This window comes from Candidatus Polarisedimenticolia bacterium, assembly GCA_036004685.1.
Classification (GTDB): Bacteria; Acidobacteriota; Polarisedimenticolia; order Gp22-AA2; family AA152; genus DASYRE01.
Genome location: DASYRE010000054.1, coordinates 12,482 through 29,924, shown reverse-complemented (window position 1 = coordinate 29,924; position 17,443 = coordinate 12,482). Strand labels below are relative to the sequence as shown.

Genomic DNA, 17,443 nt, shown 5'->3' with positions numbered 1-17,443 from the left:
CTCTCTTCGTGAATGGATTCGGACCGTCAATTCAATCGGACGCGATCGTAGGAGTCCCACGCCGAGGTGTCCGAAAGGATCACCTGCTCTCCCTCCTTGAGCCCCTCCAGGATCTCCACGGTGTTCACCGAGCTGCGGCCCAGCTTGACCTGGGTCCGGTTGGCTTCCTTGCCGCCGGGGGCGAGACGGAAGAGGCTCACGGTGCTCTTCTCCTGACCGAACGCCGGACGGCCGACGTACAGGACGTTCTCGAGCCGCTCCAGCTCGATCGTTCCGTCCACCGTCAGATCGGGCCGGGCGCCGCGCAGCAGCTCGCCGGTCAGCGCGACGTCGACGGTGACCGTGCCGTTCTGCACGGAAGGATCGATCCGGGAGACCCGCCCGGCGATGATGCCGTTGCGCGTGTCGATGGACGCCACCTGCCCGATCTGGATGTCCCGGGCCTGCGTCTCGGCGATCCGTACCTGCGCCTTCAGGCGCCCCGGCTCGGCGACGCGCGCCAGGTTCGCGCCCGGCGAAACGCGCTGTCCCACCTCGACGGGAATGAGCTGCAGGACCCCCTCCACTCCGGCTCGCACCTTCAGCGCGTTGAGCTGGCTCTTGCGCAGATCGTGGGCTTCCTTCAGTCTCCCCACGCGCGCCTGCTGGACCGCGAGCTGCGCCTCCGCCGCCTGCGCGGCGACGTCCAGGCGCTTCTGCTCGATCCCGGAGCGCCCTTCGAGCTCCTCGGCGCGCAGCTTGGAGATGTTTTTCGTGATGTCGGCGACCAGCCCGTCGGCGGCGAGCCGCGCGTCGGCGTCGGCCTGCATGGCGGCTTGCCGGTAGTCCGCCTGGACGAGTGCCGCGGCCGCCTGCTGCGTCAGGAGCTGGCTTTGCAGCTGGGCCTTCAGGTTGAGCAGCTCGGCCTCGCCGGCCTTCAGCTCCGAGGCGGCGTCGCGCTCCGCGAGGCCGACGTCGGGATTGCTCAGCTCGAGGAGCACGGTGTCGGCCTTCACCACCGTCCCGGGCAGCGTCTTGATCCGCTCCACCCGTCCCTCCGTGACCGCCGGGATCCAGCGGATCTCCTCGGGCACCAGGCTCCCGGTGCCCCGCACCTGCCGGAGCATCGAGCCGCGCTTGACGGTATCCACCCAGACGGTGGCGCGCTCGATGGAAGGCGCGGCCGGCTCCAGCCGGGAGAGTCCCACCGTCACCAGGACCAGGAGCAGGACGGTCCCCGCCACGAGCGCAATCCGTTGCTTGCGGCGCTTCGCCGCCACGGACGGACGCTGAATATCGATGTCAGTCTCCTTTGTGGATCCGGCGGATTCGAGCCGGCGGCGGGGTAGATGGCAAGGGCCGTGCCACGTGAGGCCGATCGCGCAAGCCCCTGGAATCCCGTCTCATACGTGGCCGCCACCGGCCGTGGCAAAGGCGTGTCTCGTTCGCTTCCGGAACCCCGGCGTCCCGGATCCGGACACCCGGACCCCCCAACATTATTAATGTACGGACGCGATGCGGACCGGGTTCCGGGAAGGGTCAGCTGGGGCGCCGGCCGAAACCGGGGGTCCTTCCTTCGAGGTATCGGGGAAGATCGGAGGCGTGGAATTGCAGGCCGACCCAGAAGGACCCGAACTCTCCGAACCAGGAGCTGGCTTCGTCGAAACGCATCTCGTAGACCAGCTTCTTGAAGACCAGCGGGTCGTCGGCGAACAGGTCGACGCCCCACTCCCAGTCGTCGTAGCCGATCGATCCGGAGATGATCTGGGTGACCCGCTCGCCGTAGCGGCGGCCGATCATGCCGTGCTCCCGCATCATCGCGGCCCGCCGGCGAACCGGCTCGGCGTACCAGTTCTTGATCTCGCCGCGCTTCTTGTTCATCGGATAGAAGCAGACGTACCGCCGCGGCGGAAAGACCGGATCGAGCCGGCCGCGCAGGCGCTCGCGCTGGCGGGCGAGCTCCTCCTCCAGCAGACTGTCGAACTCGGGGGTGTTCGGCTTCAAGCCCTTCCCCTCGAGCTCTTCGTGGATCTTCAGCGTCATCTCGTAGAGGCCCAGCTCGACGACCGAGACGTAGGAGTCCGCCGGCTCGAGCTGGCCGGAGAGCCCCAGGCGCGAGACGTCCAGCTCGGCCTGCTGCAGATCGTCGAGCGTCGGACGGAAATGGATCAGCATCAGGTCGGCCTTGTGCCCGAGAATCGCCGCCGCCGCGCTGGTCCCTCCCGGCCGCTTCTCCATCTCGCCGAGCGCCGCGGCCGCCTCCCCGGCGACGGCGCGCCGTGTCTCGGGGGCGAGCGCCTTCCAGGACTCCCAGCGCACCCGGAACATCTGGTGCAGCAGGAAGTGACCCTCGATCGTCAGCGGCGCGAGCGTGTCCTGCATCGGGCCTCCGGAAAGCCGGAAGTCTACCGCAGAGAGGCAGCCGCCTCAAGGCTCAGAAGTCGATCTGGACCCCGAACTCGAACCGGCGCCCGAAGCGCCGCTCGCCTTCGAGGGCCGTGTACTGATGCGGAATGCCGAGGCCGGCCCACCACAATCTCATTTCGTCGACTCTCAGGTCGTCGCTGTTGAGCGCGTTGAATACCTCGAAAAACCCCGCGGCGCCGGCCTTCCCCAGGACGAAGTTCTTCTCGACGCGGAAGTTAAAGTCGTAGGTCGCGCGATTGCGGTGCACGTTCCGGTTTTCGCGGAGGAAGCCCAGCCCGTGGAATCTCCCGTACAGGAGCCGACTCTGTCCATATCCGACGTCGTCCTGGGCGCCTCCCCGGTAGACCGACGAGTAGGGCGTCCCGGAGGCCCATTGGGTGCGCCATGCCAGGCGCCAGTCTCTGGGGAAGTACGTCACGGCGCTGACTTTGACCACATGGCGCTGATCGTACGCCAGGTATCCCTTCTCGAATTCCGCCACGGACGGATCGTCGCCCTGCTCGGAGACGTAGGACTCCGCGTCTCCCCAGGTGCGGGACCAGGTGTAGCTCGCCTGCATCTGCCATTTCCTGCTCAACCGACGCACCCATTCGACCTCCCATCCGCGATAGGCCTGGGCGTTGAGATTCCCGAGCCGGAAGACGCGGTTGAACATCGGGTTCTCGATGTAGAGATCGGGGAGCCCGTCGGAAATGCGCTGGTTCGGATTCCGCAGGAAGCTGGGATCGACCGGGGGGTCGAGCTTCTTGTCGGGCTTCAATTCTGCTCCGAACAGGTCCGATAGTTGTCCGGTGTAGGGATCGATTGTCGTGTGGTGGTTGATGTCGACGTACTGCAGCTGCTGCCGGTAGTCCCGGCGGACGTACGTGACGGACAGGGAAAGCTCGGGGGCCAGCTCGTGGCTGAAGCCGGCCGTGAGCTCGTCGGTGTAGGGCGTGCTCAGGCCGCGATCCACCTGGAAGGCCGAGAGCGGAGACTCCGATTTCAGACCTCCGAGCTGGTTGTTCGGAATCCCGGACTGCACCCCGTCCTCGTCGAAATCGTAATAGCGCGTCAGCTCGTCCGGACCCTGCTCTCCGGTGACCGCATTGAGGAAGAGCTTGTCGTAGAAGCGGCCCCACGAGGCGAAGGCTTTCGCCTTCCCGTCCCCGGCCGGGTCCCAGCTCGCGCTCAGCCGGGGCGCCACGTTGGCGTTCTGAATCCGCATTTCCTGAGGCTCGCGGACCCGGAATCCGAGGGCCAGAAGATCGGCGCGCGTCGGGGAGTGCCCCAGGATGTCCGTGAGATGCGGGCTGAACATGTCCACGATGACGTTGTGGCGGGTGAAGCTGCTGGGCGCGAGCTGCCTCGCCACGGAAGAGATTTGCGAGACGACAGAGCCGGTCGGATTGTCCCGGTAGAGCGGATCCGACGCCAGCCCCCCCTGCTCGAGAGTGTCCATCGGGTTCGTGTCGAGGCCGCTCACGCCCATCAGGGCGTCGAAACGATCGCGCTCCCGCCGCGGATCGAAAGGCTGGAAGCCCGGCGCGTGCACGTTTTCCAGATCGACGCGCAGCCCCAGCCCCAGGGACAGGTTGGGAAGCGGTTTGTAAGTGTCCTGGAAATAGATTCCGACGTCGTCGCCGACGGCCGCGTTCTCCGCCTGGATCGGGAAGGCCATGCTGGCGGTCACCGTGCCCGGAGAGGGGGAGGAGGAGGATGAGCCTCCGATCCCGGCGGACTGTTGCCGCGAGGGAAAAGTGAGGATGGGACGCTGCAGGATATCCTGATGATAGGCCTCGTGCTCGAACGCAACGCCCAGCTTGATGTCGTGGCTGTCTCCCCCGATCTCCCGATAGATCGACAGGTCTTCGCGCCAGACGAAGCGTTTGCGGTGATCGAGAAACTCCAGGGGATTCGGGCCGGTCGTCCTCCCCTCGGCGTCGGTCGAATAGTCCAGGTCGGGCGGAAGCGGGGCCCGATACTCGCCGGCCTCGACCCTCCCGTCGGCGTTGCGATCGAACCAGAACGGAAACGCGCTTTGCCCCGAATCGCCCACGACGTCCAGGACGCCGTTCCCGTTTAAATCCTCGGTATCGAATCGTCCGTTTCCAGTGCCGCACACCACACCCCCCCCGCAATCAAATCCGGAGTCGTCTTCGGGATCCAGGATGCCGTTCTGATTGAGATCGACCTCGTGCCCCAGCACTCCGTCGCAGTCCTCGTCCTCATGCTCCCGGCCCTCACAGCCACTGCGGGTGAGCCGGCCGTCGTGATCCAGATCCTCCCCCGGGCTCAGGAGGGAGTTGTGATTGAAATCCTCGAAAAGATCGTAAGCGCCGTCTCGATCCCAATCCTCGCCGGAATCGCGCTCACGGGCCTGGAGAATCCCGTCTCCGTTCCCTCCCAGCTCCGGCCGGTCGTCGACGAAGAGGATGCCGTTGCCGTTCGTGTCGGGATCGGTGTTCGGCCGCCGCTCGAAGCTGTTGTCGAACCACCCGAGGGTGGAGTCGAGCAGGAGGTTCGGGGAGAAGGCGGCGCTCTCCTTGAGGGTGTAAGTCGGCCCGCCGCGCTTGTAGAGATAGCCCGACCGCCGGTCCTTGAGAGTGCTCACCCCCAGATCCGGCATCACGGTGCGATCCACGATGGCGGAGAGCGCCCATTTGTGGACGGGAACGGCCTGCCAGGTGACTTTCCCGAACTCGCGGGCGCCGCGCTCCCGCGAGACGATGGCCTGGCTCAGGAAATTCCTGGGAGTCTCGATCTGCAGATATTCTCCGGCAAGGTAGTACCAGAGCTTGTCCCGCAGGAGCGGGCCGGAGACCGAGAGGAACGGGTAGAGGTCGGTGAACCGCAGGTCGCGGAAGCTCTCCGCTCCGCGGAAGCCGTACGTCAGCTCGGGAGGATCGATGCCGGCGCCGTCGCCGTCCAGGCGGCTCGTTCTCATAAAGAACTTGAACGTTCCCCGGAACTCGTTGCCGCCCGACTTCGTGATGATGTTGGCGAAGCCCCCCTGAGCCCGGCTGAATTCCGCCGTGGCTCCGGCCGTGATCACCTCGAGCTCCTCGATCGACTCCACGTTCAGCTGCTGCCCGTAGTAACCGGTGAAGGGATCGGTCGTGCTCACCCCGTCGACCAGGGTGACGACCGAGGTGTCCCGGGCGCCGTGGATGTTGGGGTTGCCGGTTTCGTAGATGTCGGTCACGCCCGGGGCCAGCGTGAGGAGGTCCTGATAGTTGCGGCCCAGGAGCGGCAGGCTGGCGATGAACTGCGAGGTGAAGGTGCTGGAGGTCACCACGCTCTCGGTGTCGACGACGCTCGTCTTCCCCGGAACCCGCACCGTCTCCTGCAGCTCGGTGGCCGGGCGCAGCACGGCGTCGAGCGTCGTCACGCCGCCGGCGGTGATCGTCACGTCGGAGAATTCCACCGGTGCGAAGGTGGGGAGGGAGACCCGCACGCGGTAGCCGCTTCCGGGAGGCAGCCCCGGGATCCGGTAGTTTCCCGCCGCGTCGCTGACCGTGCCGCGCTCGGCCAGGGCCAAGCCCGCGTTACGCGCCGTGACGGTGACGCCCGGGAGAGGCTGGAGCGCTGCGTCGAGCACGCGGCCTTTCAGGTCGCCGGTGGTTCCGGCGAGGAGCGGAAGGCCGGCCAGGGCCGCTGAAAGCTGGAGGAAAACGAGGCTCGCGCGAAGGAAGGAGCCCATAGGGCCTCTCCTGCCGCCGACGCTTTGCCGGTGACGCTGTGATCGATGCAACGAAGAGAGATAACCTAGGGGAAATGCTACCAGCCCATTTTCCGGAGCGCAACATCTATAATTGGACAGGCGGAAGGTCCCGTCTTGAGCGGGTTCAGGCGGGGGGCGAAGAGGCTCCCAGGAGTTCTTGGGCCGCGCGAATGGTCGTGACGTGGATTTCGACGGTGTCCTCGACGCGCACCGCGTAGCCGCCGGCCAGTGTGATGCACACCGGGATCCGGCGATCCCGCGCGGCGGCGAGGACCAGCCGATCCCGTTGCGCCAGGCCCTCTCGGCTGACCTTCAGGCCGCCGAGCTGGTCCTCGGTGTAGGGATCGGCGCCCGCCACGTAGAAGAGCAGTTCCGGCGTGAACCGGCCGAGCGAGTCCGAGAGCCCCTCTTCGAGCCGCCGCAGGTATTCGGCATCCTCGACGCCGTCGGCGAGGTTGATGTCGAGGTCGCCGGGCGGCTTCCAGGCCGGGTAATTGTTGGCTTGGTGGATGGAGAAGGTGAAGACTTCCGGATCCTTCATGAAAATCGCGGCCGTTCCGTTTCCGTGGTGCACGTCGCAGTCGACCACCATCGCCCGCCCGACGGTCCGGTCTTTCTGAAGCCGGCGGATCGCCACCGCCACGTCGTTGACCAGGCAGAATCCCTCGCCATGCTCCGGAAAGGCGTGATGGAATCCCCCGCCCAGGTTGGCGGCGACTTTTTCCTCGAGCGCCAGCCGGCCCGCCGCGATGCTCCCGCCGGCGGCTAGGAAGAAGGCCTCCGCGAGCTCGCGCGAGTACGGCACCTCCATCCGCATCACTTCGACCGGGGAGAAAGCTCCGCTCTTCAGCTTCTGGACGTAGGAGGGGGTGTGCACCAGGAGGAGATCCTGGTCGGTCGCCGGCTCGGGAACGACGAGATCCGCTTCCCGGATCACTTTTTCTTCCAGCAGCCTCTCCTTGACGCGGCGATATTTGATCGCCGGAAAGACGTGCTCCCCGAGTTTGAGCAGATACCCGTCGGAATAGACGACTTTCACGGAGCTCCTCCCGCCGGATCCGAGCGGAGGATTATAAGCCGCCTCGCGCGCGGTTGCCCGCCGGGCCCGTCTCGCCCATACTGAGGGCGGCCGGAGGACTCTTGAAGATGTCGATCCGAGAAGTCATCGTCCTGGGCGGCGCGTGGACGGCTTCCCTCCTCTTCCTCTTGAACCTATGCAATCTGGTCTTCGGATGCGGCTGCACCTGGGCGTGGGCCGGGGCCGCGCGGCATTGCGACGTCCACCACGCCGCGCCGCCCCATTGTCCCTGGTGCTCCCATGGATGGCGCGGCTTTCTGTGGGTGCCGGCGCTGCTCCTGGCGGCTCAAGCGGGCGCCGTCCTCGGGCTGAGGAAGCGGGGAATCCTGGCGCAGCTCCTGGCCGCCGCGGCCGTCTTCCTCGCGGCGGGCGCCGCGGCCGGACTGGTTTCGGCGCTGCTCGACGGCTATCCGCGCTGGCTCGGGATGCCGCTGCGCTAGCCAAGCTCGGCGGCGCAGCGAGGGAACTCCATCGATGGCAGAGCTCGACGATCTTTCGTTCGCCGACCGCAGCTTCATGAAGCTGTATCGGTATCGCGTCTCCACCTGGAAGGCGATGACGCGTCTGGAGAAGCCTCTTGCCGAGACGCGCGGCGCGCTGATCACCACCGCGGCGCTCCACCTCTCCGAGCAGGCTCCGTTCGACGAGACGATTCGAGGCGGAGACTGGAGCTTCCGGGAGATTTCCGACGCCGTGGCGGTGAAGTCCCTGCGCTGCGCCCACAAGAGCCGCTCCTTCGATCGGACCGGGATCGAGCGCGATCCGAATCTGGCGTTTCCCTTGGATCGGCTGCGCGAGCTTGCGGCGCGCCGGGTCCTCGGGCCGCCGAATCACCGCCATTTCAGCTTCATGGGATCGATCACCGCCCCGGCGCGGCTGCTGGTGGAATCGGCCCCCGAAGTCGCGCGCCGGCTCAAGGAAGATCGGCCCGACTGGGTCCTCCTAACCCCCGTCTGACCGATGTGCAATCAGACCGTCGGTCTGATCCAGGGTTTCGTCGAGTCGGCCGGGATCCCCACCGTTTCCCTGTCGCTGCTCAAGGAGGTGGCGGTGCGCGTCCGGCCGCCGCGCACGCTCTGCGTGCCTTTCCCGATGGGCTACCCCCTCGGCGAGCCGGATCGCCCGGAGCTCCAGGAGCGCGTCCTCCTCGCCGCGCTCGACCTTCTCCGTTTGCACTCCTCCTCTCCGATCCTCGAGGATTATCAGCCGGCATGAACGGCGCCTCGGGGGCCTGATGGAATCCGGCCGCTTCGACGTCACGGTGATCGGCGGAGGGATCGTCGGCCTGGCGACGGCGCTGGCGATTTCCGAGGCGCTCCCCCGCCTCCGGCTCGCGGTGCTCGAGAAGGAAAACCGCCTCGCGGCCCACCAGACGGGGCACAACAGCGGCGTGATCCATTCGGGAATCTACTATGTGCCGGGCTCGCGGAAGGCGAAGCTTTGCGTCGAGGGGGCGCGCCTGCTCTGCCGATTCTGCGACGAGAGCGGCGTGGCGATCCGCCGGACCGGAAAGGTGATCGTCGCCGTCTCGCAGGACGAGCTGCCGCGACTGGAGACTCTCCATCAGCGCGGCGCGGCGAATGGGGTCGCAGGGCTGCGCCGGCTCGCTCCCGAGGAGCTGCGCGAGCTGGAGCCTCACGCGCGGGGTCTCGCGGCCCTTCACTCTCCCGAAACCTGCACCGTCGACTTCCGGGAAGTGGCGGAGAAGATCGCCGGGAAGCTGGAGCAGCGCGGGGTCGCGGTGCGGACCGAGGCGCGGCTCGTCGGGGTAAGCGGCGCTCCGGGGGCGCTCGAGCTGCGCACGCCACTAACCGTCTTCCGTTCTAAATGGATGGTGAACTGCGCCGGGCTCTACTCCGACGTCGTGGCGGCGCTTTCCGGGGCCTGCCCGGCGGCGCGGATCGTCCCCTTCCGGGGAGAGTACTATCGCCTGCGGCCCGACCGCCGGCACCTGGTGCGCGGCCTCATCTACCCCGTCCCCGATCCGCGGTTCCCGTTTCTAGGGGTCCATTTCACCCGCGGCGTTGGCGGCGAGGTGGAAGCGGGCCCGAACGCCGTCCTCGCCTTCGCCCGGGAAGGCTACCGTCTCGGGCGGATCAGCCTCGGCGAGACGGCTTCCACTCTGGCCTTCCGCGGCTTCTGGGCGATGGTCCGCCGGAATTGGCGGACGGGAGGCGGCGAGATGCTCCGATCCCTGAGCAAGTCGGCTTTCACGCGGGCCCTCCAGCGGCTCGTTCCGGAGATTCGCCAAGAGGACCTGGCTCCGGGAGGATCCGGCGTCCGGGCCCAGGCGGTCGACCCCGACGGCAGCCTGGTGGACGACTTCCGCATCGTCTCCTCTCCCGGCGCGCTGCACGTCCTCAACGCCCCGTCCCCGGCCGCCACCGCGGCGCTGGCTATCGGCCGTGAGCTGGCCCGGCGGGCGGAGGAGGCTTTCGGTCTCGCGAAGAGCTGAGCCAATCGCCCCGGAATCCTCTATCATCTTTCCCGGTTTGAGCTGGCGGGAGGCGACCATGGAGTCCGGAGTCAATCCGTCTCGACCCACCGGTGCGAAGACGTTCAAGGATCCCGTGTGCGAGATGGACGTGGACCCCGCCGGCGCCGCCGGAAAGCACCAGCACCGCGGGAGCACTTACTACTTCTGCAGCGCGTGGTGCCTCGACAAATTCAAGGCGGCGCCGGAGAAATACCTCTCGGCCCGACCCGCTTCCGGCCCCTCGGCGCCGATCTCGATCGAGAAGCCCGCCCCGGCGACGGTCTCGGGGGCGATCTTCACCTGTCCGATGCACCCGGAAATCCGTCAGACCGGCCCCGGGCCCTGCCCGATTTGCGGCATGGCGCTCGAGCCGCTCGTTCCGGGCACAGGAGAGGAGGAGAATCCCGAGCTCTCCGAGATGACTCGGCGCTTCTGGGTGAGCCTGGCGTTCACCCTTCCACTATTTCTCCTCGACATGCTTCACATGACGGGCATCCAGGCACTCGATCGCGTCGTTTCTCCGCGCGGCGAAGCCTGGACCGAATTCCTGCTGGCGACTCCCGTAGTCCTGTGGGGAGGATTTCCTTTCTTCCAGCGCGGCGCGGCTTCGCTGCGAAGCCGGCGCTTGAACATGTACACCCTCATCGCGCTCGGGACGGGCGCCGCGTATGCGTCCAGCGTCGCCGCCGTCCTGGCGCCGGGACTCTTTCCGCGATCCTTCCGCGGCCCGGGAGGCGAGGCGGCCCTCTACTTCGAGGCTTCCGCAGTGATCACCGTGCTCGTCCTGCTGGGCCAGGTCCTGGAGCTGCGGGCGCGAAGCCGCGCCGGCGGAGCCATCCGGGCGCTTCTGAGCCTCGCGCCGCCGACCGCTTTGAGAATCGACGCGGATCGGAGGGAGGAGCTCGTCCCCCTCTCCGCCGTGAGGCCAGGGGACCTTCTCCGGGTGCGCCCCGGCGAGAAGATCCCCGTGGACGGGATCGTGGTGGAGGGAGCCAGCTCGGTGGATCAATCGATGGTCACCGGGGAGCCGATTCCGATCGAGCGGCGCGCCGGGGATCGGGTCGTGGGCGCGACCGTGAACGGCCTCGGATGGCTGATCCTCCGCGCCGAAAAGGTCGGCGAAGACACGCTTCTGGCGCGCATCGTCCGGCTGGTCGGCGAAGCGCAGCGCAGCCGCGCCCCCATTCAGCGCGTCGCGGACCGCATCGCTTCCTATTTCGTGCCCGCCGTGCTGGCGGTCGCGGCCGTCACGTTCGCGGCCTGGGCCTGGATCGGCCCCGAGCCGCGCCTCGCCCATGCATTCCTGGCCGCGGTTTCGGTCCTCATCATCGCCTGTCCCTGCGCCCTGGGCTTGGCGACCCCCATCGCCATCATGGTGGGCACGGGGCGTGGTGCGACCGCCGGCATCCTGATCAAGAGCGCGGAGGCGCTCGAGACCATGGCCCGCATCGACACCCTGGTGGTCGACAAGACGGGAACCCTCACCGAAGGGAAGCCGCAGCTCGTCGAGTATCACACGGCGCCCGGCGTGGAGGAGACGGAGATGCTGCGGCTCGCCTATTCGCTCGAGCAAGCGAGCGAGCATCCTCTCGCGGCGGCGATCGTCGCCGGGGGCCGGCGCCTCAATCTCCCGGCAGGCAGGGTCACGGACTTCCGGGCCGTCCCGGGCAAAGGGGTCCTGGGCCGCGTCGACGGAAAGGCGGTCGCGGTCGGAACGTTTCCGCTGATGCTGGAGGAGGGGATCCCAGCCGGCGCGCTCACCGCGAAAGCGCGGGAGATGGGGGAGGCTGGAAAGACGGTCGTCTTCGTCGCGATCGAGGGGCGCCCCGCCGGCCTGCTGGCGGTGGCCGACACGTTGCGGGAATCGACGCGCCTGGCGATCCGGCGATTCCATCAGGAGGGGATCCGGGTCGTGATGGCCACGGGCGATTCGCGGACGACCGCCGAGGCCATAGCCCGGGAGCTCGGCATCGACGAAGTGGCGGCGGAGCTTCTCCCCGAGCAGAAAGGGGAGGTCGTCCGCCGCCTCCAGGCGCAAGGGCGCGTCGTCGCGATGGCGGGCGACGGAATCAACGACGCTCCGGCGTTGGCTCAGGCCGACGTCGGCATCGCTCTCGGAACCGGAACGGACGTGGCGATGGAGAGCGCGGGAATCACGCTGGTGAAAGGCGATCTCCGGGGTATCGCACGGACCCGGGCGCTGAGCCGCGCGACCCTTCGCAACATCCGTCAGAATCTGTTCTTCGCCTTCTTCTACAACGCCCTGAGCATCCCCCTCGCGGCGGGCGTCTTCTACCCTCGGTTCGGGTGGCTCCTCAATCCGATGATCGCCAGCGCCGCCATGTCGTTCAGCTCCGTCTCGGTCATCGCCAACGCGCTGCGGCTGCGCAAGCTTCCCCTGTAAGCCTCATTTCCCGCCCCGTCCTCTCGACGTCCGTATCCTTATCGTCCCAAATAACTTAGGACGACGCATCGAGGTGACTTCCGCGCCCGGAAGACGCCCTCGCGGGGTAGGGTTTTGCCCCATAGTCGGGGATCGGGGGGCGCAGTAGTATGTGTGGCTGTATCGTCGTATTGAACCTGAATCGCGCATCAGGTTTCGGTTCCGTAATCCTCGGGCGGAACGAGACCGATTCAGGAAACCCACGAGGAAGGAAAAGGAGGGGCACGATGCTGAAGCCCACGCGAAACGCGTTCCTTGCACTTCCGCTCGCGCTGCTTCTGGCGTTATCGACGCTTGCGGCCGCTGAGACCCACAAGGGCGGTCTCGACACGAAGGATACGAAGACGCTGCAGGAGGCCTCGGCCGTCCTCAACGCTCTGACCAACGCTCCCGACAAGGGGATTCCGCACGAGCTTATGGCCAAGGCCAATTGCATCCTGATCTTTCCGAACGTCGCGAAAGGCGCCTTCATCGTCGGCGGCAAGGCCGGTAAAGGCGTCGCTTCCTGCCGTCAGGCGGACGGGAAGATGAGCCCGCCGGCGTTCTATGAGATCGGCGGAGCGAGCGTCGGCTGGCAAATCGGCGGCCAGTCGGCCGACATGGTGCTGCTGATCATGAACGATAGCGGAGTCAGCCACCTGCTCTCCGACAAGTTCACGATCGGAGCCGAGGCGGCGGCCACGGCCGGCCCCGTCGGCCGGACGGCCCAAGCGGCCACCGACGCCCAGCTGCATGCGCAGATTCTCTCCTGGTCGCGCTCCAAGGGACTTTTCGTCGGAGCGGCTCTGGATGGCTCCGTCGTGAAGCCCGACAAGGAGGCGAACGAAGCGCTGTACGGCTCGCCCGTTTCGGGAACGGAGATTCTCGTCAACACGAAGCTGACCACCCCCGCTCGGGCGCGGTCCTTGATGCAGACCATCAACCGGCACATGGGTGCCGGCGCGCAGGAGGCGGCGAAAAAAAGCTAGTGGCCGCCTGAATTTTCCCCCACTTCCCAAGGGGTCGCCGGGCAGTTTTCGGCGGCCCCTTTTTATTTGCCGGGGCTCAGAAAGGCGCCGGCGCGGATGGCCGCGCGGACGGCAGCCGTCCCGCCGTCCCCAACGCTGCGGCGCCGAAAGGGGCCCGGGGCGTCGCGGGGGCCGAAGCCCGCGCGATGAAAGGCTCGGGAGAAGCCGCCAGATCGTATTCCGCGAGATAATGGGCGGGATCCATGAGCCGCTGGCTGCGGCGCAGCGCGCGCAGCAGGAAGAGCGCGTTGCGCGGATCGACCTCCCGCATCCATTGCCACATCGCTTTCCGGCCCCGCAGGTTCAGGACCGATCGCCGCCACGTCTGGCAGTACAGCTCGAAGAAGCGGCGCGCGCCGAGCGCCGGCTCCCACAGCAGGTGGTGCATGTCGAAGTGCGACCAGGAGCGCGCTCTCAGCTTCGGCCGCATCTCGTCGAAATAGGCTGTGCCGGGCAGAGGCGTGAGGATCGTGAAGCCGGCCTGGTACAGACGGTGGCGCTCCACGAAGTCCCACAGCCTCTCGAAGTCCGCCTCCCCCCATGCCGGATCGACGACGAAGTTCCCGGTGACGCCGTAGCGGAAGTGGCGGGCCGTCTCCACGCCGCGCAGGGTCTGGGCGACGGTCGCATCCTTCACCAGATGGCCGAGCCCTTCGTCGGTGGCGGCCTCCAATCCGAAGAAGATGTCGAAGTCCCGGGCGAGCGGCCGCCAGGCCTCGAGCAGCTCGGGGTGGCGGCCGACGAGGTCCACCCGGCTCTGGACCAGGATCCACCGTTTCCGCACGTTCCGGCGGCGCAGCTCCCGCGCCAGCTCAAGGCTGCGCGCCGGGTGGTGCCAGAAGAGATCGTCGGCGACGAAGATGTGCTCCCCCGCCGACTCGAAATCGCGGCAGACCCATTCGATCGAGCGCTCGCGCACGGCGCGCGCGTGCAGCTGCCATATCGAGCAGAAGGAGCAGCGGAACGGGCAGCCGCGCGCCGTCTCGACGAGCCACGCGGGCCGGTGCGCCAGGCAGGCGTACTCCCGGCGGCAGCCCGCCAGATGGTGCCGCGCCGGCAGGGGCACCTCGTCGAGATCGAGGCCGCCCGTTTCGCCCGGGGTCCGGATGGCCCCTCCGGCCCCGTCGGGCAGCGCCAGTCCGGGCACGCCCGCAAGCGATCCGCCGCGCTCGAGCGTATCGCACGCCTCCGGCAGAGTCCGCTCGCCGTCGTCCAGGACGACCGCCGCCACTTCCGGCACGAGAAAGGGACCGGGGCAGGCGGCCGCCGTGTGACCGCCGACGACGATTGGAACCTGGGGGGACAGCCGGCGCACGCGCCGGACGAGCGCCAGCACGTCGTCGGTCTCGAGGGCGTGCATCGCGGCGATTCCCACGAGGCCCGGACGCGACCGGCGCATCGTGGAGGCGAGCGAGCGGCCGAAGCGCAGATCGACGAGCGTGACCCGGTGGCCCCGGGCCGCGAGCGCGGCGGCGATGTACTCCATGCCGAGCGGCTCGATCCGGAAGAAGGGCCCGAGTCCGAAGCGCTCGTTCGACGGGACCGGTCGAAGCAGCAGGATGTTCATCGGAAGCTGGACGGACCTCTGGGCGCCGGTCGGTCGCGCCGGCGACATTCTGGTCCAGTCGGCTCCCGAAATTCAACCGGCAAGGGAAAGAGCGGTCAGCGTCTCCGCGATTGCCTCGGCTCCCGGGCGCCGCGGTCGCCTGAATCCCCAGGCGAGCCAGGGGTTGCGCGCCTGGGTGCAACCTCGCGAGGGGGTTGGGATTCTTCCGCTCGACGTGCCGAGCGGCGCTCGCATCCTCTCAGGGCGTGGGGGAGATCTCCGGCATCGACAGGACTCCCCGCTCGGCGCCCAGGATCCCGAGGCTTCGCAGCTGCCGAACCGCCGGTTGGAGCTCTCGCATCCCGGCGGCCAGCGCCGCCACCGCCGCCTGCGGGTCGCTGTTCTCGGGCGGCTCCTCCAGAATCATCTCCAGCGGCCCCTTCTTCGGCGGGTAGACCTTCAGATTCACGTCGTCGCCCTCCGGGATGCCCGCCGCCTTCTTCGCGAGCCGCAGGGCCGCGGGGAATCCGCCCAGCTCGTCCACCAGTCCCAGACCCTTGGCGTCCTCTCCGGTCCAGATCCGCCCTTTGGCGATCTGCAGGACTTTCTCCTTGGGGAGCTTCCTTCCCTCGGCCACCTTGCCGGTGAAGTCGATATAGACCCGATCGAGCCAAGCCTGGAAGCGCCGCCATTCGGGCTCGGAGTAGTCGTGCGTCCCGGTCCACATCGTCGCATTGGCGCTGGTGTGGACCTCGTCCCACGAGAGCCCGAGCTTGTCCCAGAGCCCCGAGGTGAGCATCTTGCCGCCGAGGACTCCGATCGAGGCGGTGATCGTTCCGGGCTGCGCCACGATCTTGTCGGCCGCCATCGCCACGAAATAGCCTCCGGAGCCCGCCAGGTTCCCCATCGTCACGATGACCGGCTTCCCCGCCTGCTTCGCCTTGAGCGTCTCGCGCCAGATCGTGTCCGAGGCGACGTACGATCCCCCGGGCGAGTCGACGCGGAAGATGATCGCCTTGACGCTGCGATCGGCGACCGCCGTGCGGAACGCCTGGGTGATCGAGTCGGATCCCATGCTCGTCTCGCCGCTCATCGGCCTGTAGCCGTTCTCGCCGCGGGTGACCGACCCGACTCCGTACACGAGCGCGATCGTCTTTCCCTGCTGGTGGGGGCGTCCGGCGCGCTTGAGGTATTGCCGCAGGTAGAGGAGCTTCGCCCCCTCTCCCGCCTTCTTCTTCACCTTGGAGTAGACCTCGTCCCGATAGGCGAGACCGTCCACGAGCCCCGCGTCCACCGCCTCCTTGCCCAGGAACGGCCCGCGATCCGCGAGGGCGCGGACTTGGCCCTCGGTCAGGTGCCGGGACTTGGCTATCCCGGCGACGATCTGGGAGAACCAGGAGTTCATGAGACGCTCCATCGCCTCCCTATAGTGCGGGTCGTACTTCTTGTCGGTGAAGAAATTCATGGCGTTCTTGTATTCGTAGCGGTGATCCATCCGGGGCTTCACGCCGATCTTGTCGAGCGTGCCGCGCACGAACGGGCTCTCCAGGATGATCCCCGTGAGCCCGATGTCGCCGGAAGGCTGCAGCCAGATCTCGTCGAAGGCGGTGGCCAGGTAGTAGGCCCCGGTGCCGGTCCCCACCTCTCCGAACGTCTCGGAGTAGGCGATCGCCGGCTTCTTCTTCGCGCGAAACGCGATGACGGCGTCCCGGAGCTCCTGGATTTGAGCCATGCCGACGGGGGCGGCCCCCACCTTCGCGACGAGACCCACCACGCGGCTGTCATTCGCTCCTTTCTCCAGCGCCTCGACCATGTCCCTCACGACCGGCGCTTCGCGGAGCGTCAGGGCGGCGATCGGGTCGTCGGGAATGTCCTCGATCATCCCCGTCTCGAGATCCACTTCCAGGATCGTCTTCCCCGGCACGATCCCCTTGCCCAGGCGGAGGATCGACCAGATCCCCACTCCCACGACCAGGCCGATGATCAGCAACCCCCCGATCACCGCCAAAATCCGAACGAATACTTTCATGGCAGACTTCCCCCCTGTCTCACCGGGCGCGAAAGGGCGCGGCGTTGCGCCCTGCCTTCCCGCGGCCCGACCTCATCCCCGATGGATCATACGCAAGAGCAGTCGTCGAGTTCCAGCGGCCCGGTCTGGGGCGGACTCGGCGAGCCGCCAGGGTCTCAGGGCCGGCACGGCCTCAGTCCCGGTAGTACCAGGCGGCGACCACGGTGGCCAGGACGCAGCCGACGACGAGGTCCACCATCCAGCCCAGCGGCAGCCAGCGGGAAACCGGGCTCCAGGAAGCCTGGGCCAGATTCCCCGGCCACCCCGCGATCAGGCCGGCGACCAAGCCGACTTTCAGCGCCGAGAGCGGCCCGGGACCCAGCGTCCCGCGGCTGGCGGCGTAGAGCCACGCCAGGCCGATCGCCAGGAGGAGCAAGGACACGATCCAGAAGCCCATGAAGAAGCCGTAGCGCGCCTGCGGGAGCAGGTGTCCCGCCGCCTCTTCCTCCTGATAGAGCTTCGCCAGGAGGCCGGCATTGACCAGGATGCTCCAGACGTTCCACGCCAGGCCTCCCAGGAGGCCGCCCACCACGATCCGCTTGAGATTGACCGCCGCCATCCCGTCCTCCCGCGTCGCCCGCGGCGCCGCTTCCGGGCGTTTCGGATCCCTCGCACCGGCGGGAAGGATAGCGCATCCCCGCCCGAAGGCACCAGGGCGGCCGGATCGGGTACACTAGAAGGCCATCGGGACCGGCTCCCGGACTGCCGGGCCCGAG

The 17,443-nt window shown here is 67.7% G+C and carries 13 protein-coding genes; 6 read left to right on the top strand and 7 right to left on the bottom strand.

What is annotated here, in order from left to right; genetic code table 11:
* Positions 1-26: 26 nt before the first annotated feature.
* From VGR67_14880 to VGR67_14865, 4 genes are all read right to left on the bottom strand, one after another.
* Complete coding sequence (locus VGR67_14880; protein ID HEV8337696.1) at positions 27-1,223, bottom strand: efflux RND transporter periplasmic adaptor subunit; 1,197 nt, start codon at positions 1,221-1,223, stop codon at positions 27-29.
* A 295-nt stretch (positions 1,224-1,518) separates the two neighbouring features.
* Positions 1,519-2,361, bottom strand: a complete 843-nt coding sequence (gene hemQ / locus VGR67_14875) for a hydrogen peroxide-dependent heme synthase (protein HEV8337695.1) — start codon at positions 2,359-2,361, stop codon at positions 1,519-1,521.
* Positions 2,362-2,413: 52 nt separating this feature from the next.
* Positions 2,414-6,088, bottom strand: coding sequence for a TonB-dependent receptor (locus VGR67_14870; protein HEV8337694.1), 3,675 nt, complete (start codon positions 6,086-6,088; stop codon positions 2,414-2,416).
* Between the two features lie 145 nt (positions 6,089-6,233).
* Positions 6,234-7,148, bottom strand: coding sequence for a histone deacetylase (locus VGR67_14865; protein ID HEV8337693.1), 915 nt, complete (start codon positions 7,146-7,148; stop codon positions 6,234-6,236).
* Positions 7,149-7,255: 107 nt separating this feature from the next.
* Here VGR67_14865 and VGR67_14860 point away from each other — a divergent pair, with 107 nt between their 5' ends.
* From VGR67_14860 to VGR67_14835, 6 genes are all read left to right on the top strand, one after another.
* Positions 7,256-7,627, top strand: a complete 372-nt coding sequence (locus VGR67_14860) for a hypothetical protein (protein HEV8337692.1) — start codon at positions 7,256-7,258, stop codon at positions 7,625-7,627.
* A 34-nt stretch (positions 7,628-7,661) separates the two neighbouring features.
* Positions 7,662-8,144: a glycine/sarcosine/betaine reductase selenoprotein B family protein gene (locus VGR67_14855; GenBank protein ID HEV8337691.1), complete on the top strand. Its 483-nt coding sequence runs from the start codon at positions 7,662-7,664 to the stop codon at positions 8,142-8,144.
* Between the two features lie 3 nt (positions 8,145-8,147).
* Entirely contained in the window at positions 8,148-8,402 is a 255-nt protein-coding gene (locus tag VGR67_14850; GenBank protein ID HEV8337690.1) for a hypothetical protein, read from the top strand.
* 19 nt (positions 8,403-8,421) lie between these two features.
* Complete coding sequence (gene lhgO / locus VGR67_14845) at positions 8,422-9,642, top strand: L-2-hydroxyglutarate oxidase (protein ID HEV8337689.1); 1,221 nt, start codon at positions 8,422-8,424, stop codon at positions 9,640-9,642.
* Between the two features lie 58 nt (positions 9,643-9,700).
* Positions 9,701-12,067: a heavy metal translocating P-type ATPase gene (locus VGR67_14840; GenBank protein HEV8337688.1), complete on the top strand. Its 2,367-nt coding sequence runs from the start codon at positions 9,701-9,703 to the stop codon at positions 12,065-12,067.
* A gap of 266 nt (positions 12,068-12,333) precedes the next feature.
* Positions 12,334-13,074 (top strand): lipid-binding SYLF domain-containing protein, encoded by a 741-nt coding sequence (locus VGR67_14835; protein HEV8337687.1) that lies wholly within the window; start codon positions 12,334-12,336, stop codon positions 13,072-13,074.
* 76 nt (positions 13,075-13,150) lie between these two features.
* Here the strand turns inward: VGR67_14835 and VGR67_14830 are convergent, their stop codons facing one another.
* The 3 genes from VGR67_14830 to VGR67_14820 form a co-directional block, all read right to left on the bottom strand.
* Positions 13,151-14,728, bottom strand: coding sequence for a radical SAM protein (locus VGR67_14830; GenBank protein HEV8337686.1), 1,578 nt, complete (start codon positions 14,726-14,728; stop codon positions 13,151-13,153).
* 190 nt (positions 14,729-14,918) lie between these two features.
* Positions 14,919-16,688, bottom strand: a complete 1,770-nt coding sequence (gene sppA / locus VGR67_14825) for a signal peptide peptidase SppA (protein ID HEV8337685.1) — start codon at positions 16,686-16,688, stop codon at positions 14,919-14,921.
* Between the two features lie 172 nt (positions 16,689-16,860).
* A complete protein-coding gene (locus VGR67_14820) occupies positions 16,861-17,286 on the bottom strand; it encodes a hypothetical protein (GenBank protein HEV8337684.1) in 426 nt (141 codons plus the stop codon).
* Between the last annotated feature and the right edge of the window lie 157 nt (positions 17,287-17,443).